The following is a 15073-nucleotide window of genomic DNA, read 5'->3' on the forward strand; positions in this document are numbered from 1 at the left end:
GGCGGGGCCTGGTCGCACAGTTCCCCGCACCCCTGGGGGAGTTGGACTCACCGCCCGACATCAGACTCAGCCCCTTCCGCTGCACGGCAGGTGCGGGCGAGCGGGGCCTGGTCGCACAGTTCCCCGCACCCCTGGGGGAGTTGGACTCACCGCCCGACATCAGACTCAGCCCCTTCCGCTGCACGGCAAGTGCGGGCGAGCGGGGCCTGGTCGCACAGTTCCCCGCACCCCTGGGGGAGTTGGACTCACCGCCCGACATCAGACTCAGCCCCTTCCGCTGCACGGCAAGTGCGGGCGAGCGGGGCCTGGTCGCACAGTTCCCCGCACCCCTCGGGACGTCACCTGCACCGGCCTTGCCGCCTCGGCCGTCGTTCGGCCCTCGGATACCAGCTCAGCCCTCTCATACCCGCTCGCCCCGCTCCCCACCGCGCCCCTCGGCGGTGCCGAAGTCTCCTCAGCCATCGACCTCCAAGGACCCCCGTCATGAGACTCCGCCGTAATCGCCCCGCTCCCCCGGCCCCCGCCGAGCCCGGAGATGTGCTTGCCACGGCTGAAGGGCTACACGTCCGTCTCGGACCCCGCGAAGTGCTGCGAGGCATCGACATCGCCGTCCGTGCCGGGGAGGTTCTCGCGCTCGTCGGGCCCAATGGGGCGGGGAAGTCCACCCTCCTCGGTGCGCTCGCCGCCGATATCCCGGCCGCCGACGGAGTCGTACGCATCCACAGCCGTCCCGCCACGGAGTGGTCCGCGCCCGAACTCGCCCTGCGGAGGGCTGTCCTTCCCCAGTCGGCCTCCCTCTCCTTCCCCTTTGCCGTCGAGGACGTCGTACGGATGGGACGGGCCCCCTGGGCCGCCACCGCGCCCGACGACGATGACCGGGCCGTTGCCGAGGCGATGGCGCAGACCGAGGTCGCCGCCTTCGCGTCCCGCCCCTTCGGCGCGCTGAGCGGCGGAGAGCGGGCCAGGGTCGCGCTCGCTCGGGTGCTTGCGCAGCGGGCTCCCCTGTTGCTGTTGGACGAGCCGACCGCGGCTCTCGATCTCAGGCATCAGGAGCTGGTGCTGCGGGTGTGCCGGGAGCGGGCGCGTGAGGGGGACGCCGTCGTTGTCGTACTGCACGATCTGGGGCTCGCCGCCGCGTACGCGCACCGGGTCGCGATCCTGCGCGCCGGGCGGGTCGCCGCCGACGGGGCGCCGGCGGAGATCTTCGACGAGCGGCTGTTGTCGGAGGTGTACGACCAGCCCGTGGAGGTGTTTCCGCACCCTCGGACGGGGGCTCTGCTCGTAAACCCTGAGCGGAACCTTTGAATCTCCTTTGACTGTCACTTGGGGTCCGTTTTGAGTCACCGTGATCGGGTCGTGCTCTTACACCGTCTATGAGAGGTGAATCACGGAACGGCGGGGTATCACGCAGGTAAGGCTCGGATAAGTTAGGCGAGCCTCACCGAACCGTGTGAGCCCTGTCACGTGATTTTTCAGCCATCGCCCGGGAGCCCGCATGCGCGCCGCCAGACTCTCCGCAGTCACCGCCACCGCCACCGTGGCGGCCTTGACCGCCCTCACCGGGTGCACCGAGAAAGGTTCGGAGAGCGGCGACCGGGTCATCAACGTGACCGCCACCGACAGCAAGTGCGACGTGTCGAAGAAGGAGTTCCCGGCCGGTCACGTCGAGCTCGCCATCGAGAACAAGGGCTCCAAGGTCACCGAGGTCTACATCCTCTTCCCGGACGACCGGGTCGTCACCGAGCGCGAGAACATCGGCCCGGGCACCAAGCAGACCGTCACCGCCGAGGTGAAGGCCGGCGACTACACGATCGCCTGCAAGCCCGGGATGAAGGGCGACGGCATCCGCCAGGACGTCAAGGCCACCGGCGGCACCGCCGCCAAGCGCGACCCCCGCCTCGACAAGGCCGTCGCCGCCTACCGCACATACGTGCAGGCGCAGGCCGACGAGACGCTGCCGCTCGCCGAGACCTTCGCCAAGGCGGTCAAGGACGGGGACATCGAGGCCGCGAAGAAGGCCTACGCCCCCTCCCGTATCGGCTGGGAGCGCACCGAGCCGGTCGCGGAGTCCTTCGGTGACATCGACCCGAAGGTCGACGTCCGCGAGGACGGTCTGGAGGAGGGCCAGGACCCGGAGAAGGACTGGACCGGCTGGCACCGTCTGGAGCGTTCGCTCTGGAAGGACAAGAAGCTCACCGCCCGTGACTCCGAGCTCGCCGACCAGCTGATCACCGACCTCAAGGACTGGCAGAACCGGGTCGGCAAGGCCGAGATCACGCCGACCTCCATGGCCAACGGCGCCAAGGAGCTCCTCGACGAGGTCGCCACCGGCAAGGTCACCGGCGAGGAGGAGCGCTACTCGCACACCGACCTCGTCGACTTCAAGGCCAATGTGGAGGGCGCGGAGAAGTCGTACGAGCTGCTGAAGGCGGTCGCCAAGGAGAACGACGCGGCCCTCACCACCGAGCTCGACAAGCAGTTCGCCGCGCTGAACACGCTGCTGGACAAGTACCGCGCGGACAAGACGTCCTACGACTTCACCTCGTACGAGAAGGTCGGCGAGGCCGACCGCAAGGAGCTGTCGGACGCGGTGAACGCCCTCGCGGAGCCGTTGTCCAAGCTCGCCGCCGCCGTCGTCGCGAAGTGAAGCAGGGGGAGCCCTCATGACCGAGACCTCCACGGGCGAGACCTCCACCGACGAGACCTCGCCCTCTCCTTCCCGCCGTTCGCTGATCGGCTGGGGCGGTGCCGGGCTCGCGCTCGGTGCCGCCGCGGCCGGCGGGGCGGTGGCGATGACCCGGACCGGCAACGACGTGGACCCCGCGGGCGCCGAGGCGGGGGCCGCCGTCGAGTTCCACGGCGGCCACCAGGCCGGTATCTCGACCCCGGTCCAGGACCGGCTGCACTTCGCCGCGTTCGACGTGAAGACCGAGGACCGCGCCGAGTTCGTGCAGATGCTCAAGGACTGGACGGCGGCCGCGCGGCGGATGACCGGCGGGCAGGCGGTCGGCGAGGGCGCGTTCGGCGGACTGGCCGAGGCGCCGCCGGACGACACCGGTGAGGCGCTGGGGCTCAAGCCCTCGCGGCTCACCCTCACCATCGGCTTCGGGCCGTCGCTGTTCCGGAAGTTCGGGCTCGAAGGCGAACAGCCCGAGGGGCTCTTCGAGCTGCCCAAGTTCGCCGGGGACGCCCTCGACAAGAACCGCAGCGGCGGCGACCTGTGCATCCAGGCCTGTGCGGACGACCCGCAGGTCGCCGTGCACGCCGTCCGCAACCTGGCCCGTATCGGCTTCGGCAAGGTCGTCATCCGCTGGTCGCAGCTCGGCTTCGGGAAGACCTCTTCCACGACGCCGGAGGAGCAGACCCCGCGCAACCTCATGGGGTTCAAGGACGGCACCCGCAACATCGCGGGGACCGAGACGGACCGGCTGAAGAAGTTCGTGTGGGTCTCCGGCCAGGAAGGGCCCGACTGGATGGTCGGCGGGTCCTATCTCGTCGCCCGCCGGATCCGGATGCACATCGAGACCTGGGACCGCACCTCTTTGCAGGAGCAGGAGGACATCTTCGGCCGCGACAAGGGCGAGGGCGCCCCGGTCGGCAAGGCCAAAGAGCGCGACAAGCCGTTCCTGAAGGCGATGCTGCCCGACGCGCATGTCCGGCTCGCGCACCCCGACTCCAACCACGGGGCGACGATCCTGCGCCGCGGCTACTCCTTCACCGACGGCACGGACGGGCTCGGGCGGCTCGACGCCGGGCTGTTCTTCCTCGCGTACCAGCGCGATGTGCGCAAGGGGTTCGTGCAGATCCAGCGCAACCTCGCCCCGGACGCGCTCAACGAGTACATCCAGCACGTGGGTTCGGCGGTCTTCGCCGTCCCGCCCGGCGTCCGTGACAAGGACGACTGGTGGGGCAGCACGCTGTTCTCCAAGGAGGCGTAGCCGTGTTCAGCAACTATCTGATCGGTCTGCGCGAGGGCCTGGAGGCCTCTCTCGTCGTCTGCATCCTCATCGCCTATCTGGTGAAGACGGACCGCAGGGACGCGCTGAAGCCCATCTGGATCGGCATCGCGGTCGCGGTCGCGATCGCGCTCGGTTTCGGCTGCGCGCTCGAATTCGGCTCCCAGGAGCTGACGTTCAAGGCGCAGGAGGCGCTCGGCGGCTCCCTGTCGATCCTCGCGGTCGTCCTGGTGACGTGGATGGTCTTCTGGATGCGGCGCACCGCCCGGCATCTGAAGGCGGAGCTGCACGGCAAGCTGGACGCGGCCCTTCAGATGGGCACCGGCGCGCTCGTCGCCACCGCGTTCCTCGCGGTCGGCCGGGAGGGTCTGGAGACGTCCCTGTTCGTGTGGGCGTCGGTGCACGCGGCCGGTGACGGGACGCCGCGCCCGCTGATCGGTGTGGGGCTCGGCATCGCCACGGCGGTCGTGCTGGGCTGGCTGTTCTACCGGGGCGCGTTGAAGATCAACCTCGCCAAGTTCTTCACGTGGACCGGCGGCATGCTGGTCGTCGTGGCGGCGGGTGTGCTGGCGTACGGCTTCCATGATCTCCAGGAGGCCGACTGGCTGCCGGGCCTGAACGACAAGGCCTTCGACATCTCCGGGGCCATCCCGCCGGACAGTTGGTACGGCACCCTGCTGAAGGGCGTCTTCAACTTCCAGCCGGACCCGACCGTGCTCCAGGTCACGGTGTGGCTGCTGTACCTGGTCCCGACGCTCGCGCTGTTCCTCGCCCCGGTAGGGTTCGCCTCCGGGAAGGGGAAGGTGAAGGCATCCGATGAGCAGGAATCGCAGCCCTCGAAGGCTCCGCAATCTTGACCGAAGGGTGCTGACAGCGGCCTCGGTGACCGCTTTGTCGCTGACGGCGAGCGGGTGCGTGGTGGTCCACGGGGAGCGCGAGGTGCTCCCCGCGACGACCAGGGCCGAAGCCGCCGAGGCGCTCCGGGAGTTCACGACCGCGTACAACAAGGCCGACAAGGCCTACGACAGTTCCCTGGACGCGGACCACGTCACCGGCCCCCTCGCCGACATCGACGCGGCGCGGCTGAAGGCGGGCAGGGCCAACAGCCCGCAGGGCAACACGGCGCACACCCCGCTGAAGCTGTCCGACGCGAAGTACACCATCCCCAAGAAGGCGGGCTGGCCGCGCTGGTTCGTCGCCGACACCGCCGCGAACAAGGGCGGCACCGCGCGCTGGCTGTTCGTGTTCACGCGCGACGGCCTGGACGAGCCGTTCCAGGTGGCGTATCTGACGCTGGTCGCACCGGACGACGTACCGGAGTTCAAGACGGACACGGACGGCTGGGCGGAGGCCGTCCCCGCGAACTCGACGGAACTGTCCGTCGCTCCGCGGCAGTTGAGCCAGGACTACGCGACGTATCTGGAGAGCGGCGAGGGGAAGACCTTCGCGGCGGGCGCCCACACCAGCGGATGGCGCACGCAGCGCACGAAGGACGCCAAGAAGCCGGGACGGGCCACGCAGTACATCGACGAGTCGCTGACGAGCGGTGACTACGCCCCGCTGGCGCTGCGCACGAAGGACGGCGGCGCTCTGGTGTTCTTCACGACGCGGCACTTCATGAAGCAGACCGCCTACGCGGGCACCACGCTCCCCGACCAGAACGCGGCCGTCGACGCTCTGACGACCGGCGAGGTCAAACAGTCGCTGACGATGGAGTTCGTCTCCAACGAGGTCGCCCTGGACCCGGCGAAGGGCGCGGACGGCGGGCAGGTGTCGGTGCTGGGGCGGATCCAGGGACTGACGGCGGCGAAGGGCGAGTAGCCCCCTCGCTGCATGAGGAGGTGGCTCTTCTTCTGAGAGCTTCTTCTGAGGAGGAGGTGCCTCAGCCGCGCGAGGGCCAGGCCGCGGAGGCGTGGTCCCGGTCCTCGCCGGCCCAGCGGGCGCCGGCGTCGGTGAGGATCTCCAGCAGGCTCAGCGGGTCGGGCAGGGGGTGCTCCGGTCCGCGTACCCAGTGCACGGACCGTCCGTCACCGGGCAGCCGGGCGGGCGGTACGAGGACGTAGGAGCCGCGGCAGTGCCAGCGAAGCCCCGGATGCTCGTCCATCGTCTCGGGGTGGCAGTCCAGCTCGCACGGCCACCACTCGTCCTCGTCCTCGGGGGTGCCGCGGGTGAGGGTGAAGAACATCAGCCGACCGTCGGTCTCGGCGACCGGGCCGACCTCGATACCGGAGGCGAGCAGCCGCTCCAGGGCCTCGCGGCCGGCGTCGAGGGGCATGTCCAGGACGTCGTGCACCATGCCGGTGGCGGTGATGAAGTTGGCCTGCGGCTGGTGCCGGGCCCAGCGCTCGATCTGGGCGCGGTCGGTGGTGGACTGCGTCTGCCAGGCGAAGGAGACGGGGTGCCGGGCGGGGGTGGGACAGCCGACGCGGTCGCAGGAACAGCGGTAGCCGGCCGGGTGCGCGGCGGGCGCGAGGGGCAGTCCCGCCCCGGCGGCGGCCACCAGCAGGGCCTCACGAACGCCGTCGTCGGCGGCGTCCTTCGGGCGGCGTCCACGCAGCCACTGGGTGAGTTTCCCCTGCAGGCCGGTCCGGCCGCCGAACTCCTGGCTCATGTATCGCCTCGCCTCGCTGTAGTGCGGACAGCATGCTCTATGGTCCCACCATCCTGCGCTTCCGGTGGCCGGAGCCGACAACCGGGGTGGGCGGGACAGGGCGTACCGGGGAGGAGGATCGGGTGAAATCATCCGCTTTGACAGGATTTAGACCCCCGGCGCCCCTACCGTGGTCGTCATGGTCACGAGGATCGCGCTGACGGGCCTGGCTTCGGCGGCTTCCCTGGTCTCGCTGCTGGGACCGACGATCCCGCTGGAGTGGGGGCCCGGACCGCTCACAGTGGACTCGCTGCCGCGTGTGACATACGTCGCTCATCGCGGCGGCGCCCGTGAGGTGCCCGAGAACAGTCTGTCGGGGCTCATGGCCGCCTATGGGCGCGGTACGGCCCACGTACTGGACTTCGACACCCGCATGCTGAGCGACGGCACGCTCGTCGTGATGCACGATCCGCTGCTGAACCGCACGACGTATCTGGGCGGCGAGGTGCACAAGCTGAACGTGCGGGAGTGGCAGGGCGTACGGGTGCGCCCCAAGGCCTCCCTCCCCGGCAGCTGGCGGTCCGAGCGGCCGCCCACCGTGGCCCAGGTGCTGGATCTGCTGGGCGGGCGGGTCGTGCTGATGCTGGAGGCGAAGGATCCCCGGAGCGTGGCCCCGCTGGCGGCACTGCTCCGCTCCCGGGGCCTGACCCGCTCGGTCTTCGTGAACTCCAACGACCCGGCACTGGCCCGGCGGGCCCATCGCATGGGTCTGCTGACCGGCCTGTGGCGCTCGGCGCAGCAGCTGCGCACCGACCGGCCCGAGCGGTGGCGGTCCTTCGTGGACGTCCTGGACGTCGACTACAAGGCGCGTGACGCGGACCTGGTCCGGGCGGTGAACTCCGGTGTCCGGCGGGTGTGGGCGCACACCGTGGTGACGTCGGCGCAGCGGGACCGGGTGCTGGGGCTGGGCTGCGACGGGGTGATCACGGATACGCCGGGGCGGCTGGCGCGGGCTCCTCAGCGCGGGGCGAGACCGTAGAGGGCGTAGTCGACGAGGGTGTCGGTGTACGCGTGGTCGATCGGGCCGGTGTGCTGGAGCCAGCGCTGGGCCAGGGGCGAGACGACGAGCTCCAGGGCGATGCGCGGGTCGATGTCCGGACGTACGTCGCCGGTGTCCTGTGCGGAGCGCAGCCGGTCGACGTAGAGCTGGAGCGAGGGCTCGAGCAGCTTGGCTACGAGTTCCCGGCCGAGCTGCTCGTTGACGACGCCCTCCGCGGCCAGTGCACGGGACGGTACCTCGAAACGGGGGTCCCTCAGCTCGTCGACCGTGGCGCGCAGTACGGCCTTGAGGTCGGCGGCGAGGTCACCCGTGTCCGGGAAGGCGTACGACTCCTGGCCGGCCTCGCGTGCGGACTGTTCACCGAGGTCGAGGAAGGCCTCCATCAGCACCTCCGCCTTCGACGACCACCACCGGTAGATCGTCTGCTTGCCGACGCCTGCGCGGGCCGCGATGCCCTCGATGGTGGTCTTGGGGTAACCGACCTCCCCGACGAGCGCGAGGGCGGCGTCATAGATGGCGCGACGGGACTTCTCGCTGCGGCGAGCGGTGTCGGGAACGGGCTGCTTGACCATGACCCGACGGTAGCAGCCGAGTGAGACGCCCCGTCTCGCCGAGCAGGGCGTGCCGCCAGGAGGGCTGCAATGCACGCCGGTCCGGGCATCTCAGCCCGTCCGGCGTTTGAGGACGAGGCCCGTTCAGGGCCGACAGCGGGGGTCCGGGGGCGCAGCCCTCAGGGATGGGACGGGTAGGGGCGGCGGGGGCGAGGAAAGTGCCGCGCTACGGCAGCGGGGGCCAGGGGTCGCCCCAGGCCGCGTCCCTCGCCGCCTTGTACAGGTCACCGTGCCGCTTCGTCACCGTCGTACGGGACAGTTGCTCGTCCGTTTCGCAGAGGTCCAGCAGGACCTGGCCCTTGCGGATCTGGGGGCGGCGGATGACTCGGGACACAGCCGGGGTGACCGGGAAGCGGGCCGCGGCGACGTAGCTGAACTTCTCGTCCTCGTAGGGCAGGGAGCCGCCCTTGACCTGCCGGTGCAGGGACGAGCGGCTGACCCGCGTCGAGAAGTGGCACCAGTCCTCGCCGGGGACGATGGGACAGGCAGCGCTGTGGGGGCAGGGAGCCGCCACCTGGAAACCGGCCGCGATCAGACGGTCCCGCGCCTCGATCACCCGGGCGTACCCGTCCGGTGTACCGGCCTCGACGATCAGCACGGCCTGCGCGGCGTCCGCGGCGGCGTCGACGAGGGCGGTGCGGTCGGCGGGAGTGAGTTCGTTCAGGACGTAGGACACCGTGACGAGGTCCGTGCTCTCGAGCGCGAGGGAGGATCCGATCCGCGAGCGCCGCCAACTCGCACCTTCCAGCGCCGGGTTCGCCACGGCGATCTCCCGGCCGAGGGCCAGCGCGGGCTCCGCCCAGTCGAGGACCGTGACCGACCGCGCACCGGCCCAGGTGGCACTGACCGCCCAGGTCGCCGCCCCGGTCCCCCCGCCGACGTCCACATGACTCGCCGGCACCCACTGCGGCACCGCGTCCGCGAACGCGTCCAGCGCCGAGCGCACCGCCTCGAAGGTGGCCGGCATCCGGTACGCGGCGTACGCGGCGACGTCCGCCCGGTCCCGGAGGATGGGCGCGTCGGTCGGGGTGGCCCCGCGGTAGGTGGCGATCAGCCGGTCGACGGCCTGCGCGGCCTGCTTCGGGGGCAGTCCGTCGAGGACGGTGGCAAGGGTGGCGCGAAGGGTCTCGGCCGGGGATACGGGGGCGTTCACCCGGCGATTCTAGGTCGCCGGGAACCCGCCCTGAACGCCCCCGTCCTCACACACCGGACAGGCTGGTGGGGCGGACCGCGCGCGCCAGACGGGTGGCCCCCGCCGCTCTCGGTCCGCTGTCCGGTGGCCGTCTTCGGGGGTGGACCGCGTTCGACAGCAGCACCAGGAACGTGTCCGTCTCCCGGTCCAGGACCAGGGAGGTTCCGGTGAACCCGGTATGGCCCGCGGCCCCCCGTCCCGCCAGCTCGCCCATGAACCACGGCTGGTCGATGCCGAAGCCCAGGCCCGGTGGGGTCAGCATGAGTTCGACGAAGTCGGGGCCGAGGATGCGGGCGGGGCCGTAGGAGCCGCCCGCCAGCAGGGCGCGGCAGAAGACGGCCAGGTCACGGCCGGTGGAGAAGAGACCGGCGTGGCCCGCCACCCCGCCCAGCGCCCACGCGTTCTCGTCGTGGACGACACCTCGCAGCATCCCCCGGTCCGCCTTGGCCCAGGGCCGCCGCTGGTACTCGGTCGCCGCCGCCCCGGGGCACGGCCCGAACCCGGTCGCCGTCATCCCCAGCGGCCGTGTGATGCCGTCGTGGACGAGGGTGTCGAGGCCCCGGCCGGTGATGCGTTCCAGGACGTGCTGGAGGAGGAGCAGGTTCACATCCGAGTACGTATAGGTGCCGGGTACACCGATCGGGGGCTCGGACCGCAGCAGCTCCAGCCGTTCCGCGTCGTCCGCGCAGTCGTACAGCGGGAGTTCGGGGCGGAGTCCGGAGGTGTGCGTGAGCAGCTCCCGTACCGTCACCCCGTGCTCGGCCGCCGCCCGGAAGTCCGGCAGATACGCGCCCACCCGGGCGTCGATACCGAGCGTGCCGCGTTCGATCTGCTGCATCGTGGCGACCGCGGTGAACAGCTTGGTGAGGGAGGCGAGGTCGAAGGGGGTCGCGACCGTCATCGGGACGCGTGCCCTGCGCGGCAGTTCCACGCCCACGTCGGCCTCGGGATCGTAGGAGGTGTACCGGACCGCCCAGCCCGCCGCCTCCTCGACGGCGATCACCGGGCCGCGTCCGGCGACCACGACGGTGCCGGCCGCCCAGGGGCGCTCGCCGGTGGTGAGGTCGTGGACCTCCTGGGCGAGGTGTTCGAGTTCCCCGGGGTCGAGTCCGGCCCGTTCCGGTGTGTCGCTGCGCAGTCTCGGCGCGCTCAGCTCTCTGCTCCCTCCACGCTCGCACGTCTGTTCCAAGGACGGCACATTCCCATGAAACAGGCAAGCGCTACCAGTGCCGACACGACTTGGACCACGGCCATCGGTACGGCGGTGTCCTCCCCGGCGACCCCGACCAGCGGGGAGGCGATGGCCCCGATGAGGAAGGAGGAGGTGCCGAGCAGGGCGGAGGCGGAGCCCGCGGAGTGCTTGGTGCGCAGGAGGGCGAGGGACTGGGCGTTGGGCAGGGTGATGCCCATCGCGGACATCAGGACGAAGAGGGCGGCGGCCACGGCCACCAGGCCGGGCTCGCCGAACACGCCCAGGGACATCAGCAGCAGTGCGATCGCGGCGGCGATGACGATCGCGAGCCCCGCGCCCAGCACCTTCTCCAGGCTGACCCGGCCGACCAGCACCTTGCCGTTGATCTGGCCGACGACGACCAGGCCCACCGAGTTCAGCCCGAAGAGCAGGCTGAAGGTCTGCGGCGAGGCCCCGTAGATCTCCTGGATCACGAACGGCGAGGCCGAGATGTACGCGAACAGCGCGGCGAAGGCGAAGCCGCCCGCGAGCATGAAGCCGGTGAAGGGGAGGTCGGCGAGCAGGGTGCCCATGGACCGCAGGGCCTCACCGACCCCGCCGACGTGACGCCGCTCCACCGGGAGGGTCTCGGGCAGCCGGGCCCACACCAGCACGGCCAGCAGCGCGCCGACGACCGTCAGCACCACGAACACGCCCCGCCAGTCGGTCACCCGCAGGATCTGGCCGCCGATGACGGGCGCGACGATCGGGGCGACCCCGCCGATCAGCATGAGGGTGGAGAAGAAGCGGGCCATGGCCACACCGTCGTAGAGATCGCGTACGACGGCCCGCGCGATCACTATCCCGGCCGCGCCCGCCAGCCCCTGCGTCAGCCGGAAGGCGACCAGGGTCTCGACGGTGGGCGCCAGGGCGCACAGGGCGGTGGCGAGGACGTAGACCACCAGGCCGACGAGCAGCGGCCGCCGGCGGCCCCAGCGGTCGCTCATCGGGCCGACCACGAGCTGGCCGAGGGCCATGCCGAGCAGACAGGCGGTGAGGGTGAGCTGGACGGTCGCGGCGGGCGCGTGCAGGGAGTCGGTGACCTCCGGGAGCGAGGGGAGGTACATGTCCATCGCCAGCGGAGGCGTGGCGGTCAGGCCGCCGAGGGTGAGGGTGACGACCCAGCCGGTGCGGCGCGTGGCACGAGTGGGCGGCTGCGCCGGTGCCGCAGCCGCCTGTTCCAGGTTCGATGTCGATGCCCCGCTGTCGGGCATGTGCCCCTCCCTCTGAGTCCGATCCGCCACCTATGCTCTCAGCTCGTACACAGTGGCGAGTGTCACGCGAGCGAGGATGGGCGCGGGGATGACGGAGCAGAGGGTGCGCTGGGGAATCCTGGCGACGGGTGGGATCGCGGCGGCGTTCACGGCGGATCTGGTGGATCTGCCGGACGCGGAGGTCGTGGCGGTGGCCTCGCGGAGCGAGGAGTCGGCGAAGGCATTCGCGGAGCGGTTCGGGATCGAGCGGGCGTACGGCGAGTGGGGCGCGCTGGCCGAGGACGCGGACATCGATGTCGTCTACGTCGCCACCCCGCACTCGGCACACCGGGCGGCCGCCGGTCTGTGCCTGGAGGCCGGGCGGAACGTGCTGTGCGAGAAGGCGTTCACGCTGAACGCGCGCGAGGCGCAGGAGCTGGTCGGACTCGCGCGGGAGCGCGGGAGCTTCCTGATGGAAGCCATGTGGATGTACTGCAATCCCCTGATACGGCGGCTCAAGGCGCTGGTGGACGACGGCGCGATCGGCGAAGTGCGCAGCGTCCAGGCCGACTTCGGGCTGGCCGGCCCCTTCCCGCCCAGCCACCGTCTGCGCGACCCGGCACAGGGCGGCGGCGCGCTCCTTGACCTCGGCGTGTACCCGGTGTCGTTCGCCCAGCTGCTGCTCGGGGAGCCGTCGGACATCGCGGCCCGCGCGACGCTCTCCGACGAGGGCGTCGATCTCCAGACGGGAGCCCTGCTCTCCTACGACAGCGGCGCGCTCGCCTCGGTGCACTGCTCGATCATCGGCGGTACGGCGACCACGGCGTCGGTCACCGGTTCGCTGGGCCGTATCGACGTGCCGAACGGCTTCTTCTTCCCGGACCGGTTCGTGCTGCACCGGGACGGCCGTGACCCCGAGGAGTTCAAGGCCGAGGCCGGTCCCCGCAACAGCCTCAAGCACGAGGCCGTCGAGGTGATGCGGGCGCTGCGGGCCGGCGAGACCGAGTCGCCGCTCGTCCCGCTCGACGGCACGCTCGCGGTGATGCGGACGATGGACACGGTCCGGGAGCGCGTCGGGGTCCGCTACCCGGGGGAGTGAGACATCCGCATGGCGGACTATTGATTCCACATTGCGGATAGACCTCGTACGCTCCGTGTCATGACTGAACGTGGATCGAAGATCGCCGTCGTGACCGGCGCCGGCTCGGGCATCGGGCGGGCCGTCGCCGTGGAACTGCTGCGGGCCGGCTGGTCCGTGGCGCTGGCGGGGCGCCGCCCCGGGACGCTTCAGGAGACGGCGGCGCTCGTGCCCGAGGGCGCCGCCCTGGCCGTACGCGCCGATGTCGCGCAACCCGACGACGTGGCCGCGCTGTTCGCCGCGACCGTGGAGCGGTTCGGGCGGGTGGACCTGCTGTTCAACAACGCGGGGACGTTCGGTCCCGGCGGGGTGCCCGTCGAGGAGCTGCCGTACGACGCGTGGCGGCACGTGGTGGACACCAACCTCAACGGGGCGTTCCTGTGCGCGCAGGCGGCTTACCGGCAGATGAAGGCGCAGGATCCGCAGGGCGGGCGGATCATCAACAACGGCTCCATCTCCGCCCATACGCCGCGTCCGCACTCCGTCGCCTACACCGCGACCAAGCACGCCCTGACCGGCCTCACCAAGTCGCTGTCCCTGGACGGGCGGCCGTACGGCATCGCGGTCGGGCAGATCGACATCGGGAACGCGGCGACCGACATGACCGCGCGGATGCAGACCGGTGCGTTGCAGGCCAACGGAGAGGTCGCGCCCGAGCCCGTGATGGACGTCGCGGATGTCGCGCGCACGGTGCGGCACATGGCGGAGCTGCCGCTGGCGGCGAATGTGCAGTTCGCGACCGTGCTGGCGACGGCGATGCCGTACGTCGGACGCGGTTGAGGGCTCAATCTACACAACCGGAATATGAACATCCGCTCCATCCATGCCGGTGGCAGACTTATGCTCTACATCTCCTCCATCAGAACTTCACACTTGGAGCAGTGAGCTTCCGCAGACCAAACCGAGGGGGGAGACGGCAGTCGTTCCACCACACCGGATGGGGGTGGGCTCCGCGTGGGACCGCGGGGTACGCGCCGGTGGGTGGAACGGCTGCCGTGCACGTCAACGCCGGCGCCTGCGCAGCGCGTAGGCCCCGCCCGCGGCCAACACCAGCGTCCCGGCCGCCCCTTCGAGCAGCGGCCACGGCGCGGGACCGTCCGCCGCGACACCCGCCGCTCCGGCCGCCCCCGCGGCGCCCTGCACGGCCTTGCTCGCCGGCGACGGACTCGTCTCGCTCACCGGCTCCGCCAACCGCCCGACCGCTTTCGCCGAACTCCCTTTCCCGAAGCCCCAGTCGAGCAGCCGCGCCGTCTCCTCGTACACGGCGTTGCCGCCGCTGTCGGGGTGCATGACCGTCACCAGGAGGGTGCGGCCGTCGCGGGTGGCGGCACCGGTGAAGGTGTTGCCGGCGTTGCTCGTGTAACCGTTCTTCACGCCGATGAGGCCGTCATACGTCTCCACCCCGTACGAACCCGTCAGCAGACGGTCGGTGTTCTGGATCTGGAAGGTCTTCCCGCCGCTCGCCGATGCCGGGAAGTCGGCGGTCCTCGTCGCGCAGTACGCACGGAAGTCGGCGTCCCCGAGCCCGTGCCGGGCGAAGAGCGTGAGGTCGTACGCGGACGACAACTGCCCTTTGTGGTCGTAGCCTTCGGGGCTGACCACGTGGGTGTCCAGGGCCCGGAGATCCTCGGCCTCGGCCTGCATCTCCGCGACCGTCTTCGCGATGCCGCCGTTCATGTGGGCAAGGACGTGCACGGCGTCGTTACCGGAGCGCAGGAATACGCCCTGCCACAACTGCTCGACGGTGTAGGTGATTCCGGCCTTGATGCCGACGAGGCTGGAGCCGTCCGGAATTCCGGCGAGGTCGGCGGCGGTCACCCTGTGGCGCTCGGTGCGCGCGAATTTCGGCAGGACTGTGACGGCGAACAGCATTTTCAGCGTGGACGCCGGGGCGAGGCGCTGGTGCGCGCGGTGGGCGGCGAGGATCTCCCCGCTGTCGTGGTCGGCGACCAGCCAGGCGCGGGCGGTGAGTTTCCTCGGGAGAGCGGCCGCGGGAGTGGCCGTGACCAGCGGGGCGGCCGCCGCCAGAGCCAGCAGGGACCGTCTGGACAGGGAATTCAAAGAAGAACCGCTCCTCGCGAAGTGAGATCCCACCCAACAGC

Annotated in this window: 14 protein-coding genes; 8 read left to right on the top strand and 6 right to left on the bottom strand. The window is 70.9% G+C overall.

Annotated elements, in window-relative coordinates; all coding sequences use genetic code 11:
• Positions 1-483: 483 nt before the first annotated feature.
• The 5 genes from ACWD3I_RS09625 to ACWD3I_RS09645 all read left to right on the top strand — a co-directional run bounded on the left by ACWD3I_RS09625 (position 484) and on the right by ACWD3I_RS09645 (position 5777).
• Positions 484-1305, top strand: a complete 822-nt coding sequence (locus ACWD3I_RS09625) for a heme ABC transporter ATP-binding protein (protein WP_365406163.1) — start codon at positions 484-486, stop codon at positions 1303-1305.
• A gap of 190 nt (positions 1306-1495) precedes the next feature.
• On the top strand, positions 1496-2647 hold the full coding sequence (efeO, locus tag ACWD3I_RS09630; protein WP_365406166.1) for an iron uptake system protein EfeO: 1152 nt from the start codon (positions 1496-1498) through the stop codon (positions 2645-2647).
• Positions 2648-2663: 16 nt separating this feature from the next.
• Positions 2664-3938: an iron uptake transporter deferrochelatase/peroxidase subunit gene (efeB, locus tag ACWD3I_RS09635; protein ID WP_365406169.1), complete on the top strand. Its 1275-nt coding sequence runs from the start codon at positions 2664-2666 to the stop codon at positions 3936-3938.
• A gap of 2 nt (positions 3939-3940) precedes the next feature.
• Positions 3941-4813, top strand: a complete 873-nt coding sequence (gene efeU / locus ACWD3I_RS09640) for an iron uptake transporter permease EfeU (protein WP_365406172.1) — start codon at positions 3941-3943, stop codon at positions 4811-4813.
• On the top strand, positions 4773-5777 hold the full coding sequence (locus tag ACWD3I_RS09645) for a hypothetical protein (RefSeq protein ID WP_365406175.1): 1005 nt from the start codon (positions 4773-4775) through the stop codon (positions 5775-5777). Before efeU ends, ACWD3I_RS09645 begins: the two co-directional genes overlap by 41 nt.
• A 61-nt stretch (positions 5778-5838) precedes the next feature.
• Here ACWD3I_RS09645 and ACWD3I_RS09650 read toward each other — a convergent pair whose 3' ends face one another.
• Positions 5839-6567: a bifunctional DNA primase/polymerase gene (locus tag ACWD3I_RS09650; RefSeq protein WP_365406178.1), complete on the bottom strand. Its 729-nt coding sequence runs from the start codon at positions 6565-6567 to the stop codon at positions 5839-5841.
• Between the two features lie 178 nt (positions 6568-6745).
• On the opposite strand from ACWD3I_RS09650, the gene ACWD3I_RS09655 reads away from it, so the two are divergent.
• Positions 6746-7585, top strand: a complete 840-nt coding sequence (locus ACWD3I_RS09655) for a glycerophosphodiester phosphodiesterase (protein WP_365406181.1) — start codon at positions 6746-6748, stop codon at positions 7583-7585.
• On the opposite strand, the gene ACWD3I_RS09660 is transcribed toward ACWD3I_RS09655, so the two are convergent.
• From ACWD3I_RS09660 to ACWD3I_RS09675, 4 genes are all read right to left on the bottom strand, one after another.
• Complete coding sequence (locus tag ACWD3I_RS09660) at positions 7564-8178, bottom strand: TetR/AcrR family transcriptional regulator (protein ID WP_365406184.1); 615 nt, start codon at positions 8176-8178, stop codon at positions 7564-7566. The genes ACWD3I_RS09655 and ACWD3I_RS09660 overlap by 22 nt on opposite strands.
• A 205-nt stretch (positions 8179-8383) precedes the next feature.
• Positions 8384-9370, bottom strand: coding sequence for a small ribosomal subunit Rsm22 family protein (locus ACWD3I_RS09665; protein WP_365406187.1), 987 nt, complete (start codon positions 9368-9370; stop codon positions 8384-8386).
• A 46-nt stretch (positions 9371-9416) separates the two neighbouring features.
• On the bottom strand, positions 9417-10607 hold the full coding sequence (locus ACWD3I_RS09670; RefSeq protein WP_365406190.1) for a serine hydrolase domain-containing protein: 1191 nt from the start codon (positions 10605-10607) through the stop codon (positions 9417-9419).
• Positions 10559-11854 (bottom strand): multidrug effflux MFS transporter, encoded by a 1296-nt coding sequence (locus ACWD3I_RS09675; protein WP_365406193.1) that lies wholly within the window; start codon positions 11852-11854, stop codon positions 10559-10561. Before ACWD3I_RS09675 ends, ACWD3I_RS09670 begins: the two co-directional genes overlap by 49 nt.
• 88 nt (positions 11855-11942) lie before the next feature.
• Here ACWD3I_RS09675 and ACWD3I_RS09680 point away from each other — a divergent pair, with 88 nt between their 5' ends.
• Together ACWD3I_RS09680 and ACWD3I_RS09685 are read left to right on the top strand one after the other, a co-directional pair.
• A complete protein-coding gene (locus ACWD3I_RS09680) occupies positions 11943-12932 on the top strand; it encodes a Gfo/Idh/MocA family protein (protein WP_365406196.1) in 990 nt (329 codons plus the stop codon).
• 60 nt (positions 12933-12992) lie between these two features.
• Positions 12993-13751: an SDR family oxidoreductase gene (locus ACWD3I_RS09685; RefSeq protein ID WP_365406198.1), complete on the top strand. Its 759-nt coding sequence runs from the start codon at positions 12993-12995 to the stop codon at positions 13749-13751.
• A 222-nt stretch (positions 13752-13973) separates the two neighbouring features.
• Here ACWD3I_RS09685 and ACWD3I_RS09690 read toward each other — a convergent pair whose 3' ends face one another.
• Entirely contained in the window at positions 13974-15023 is a 1050-nt protein-coding gene (locus tag ACWD3I_RS09690) for a D-alanyl-D-alanine carboxypeptidase family protein (protein ID WP_451084069.1), read from the bottom strand.
• Positions 15024-15073: the final 50 nt, after the last annotated feature.

Source organism: Streptomyces sp. NPDC002817, assembly GCF_053592055.1.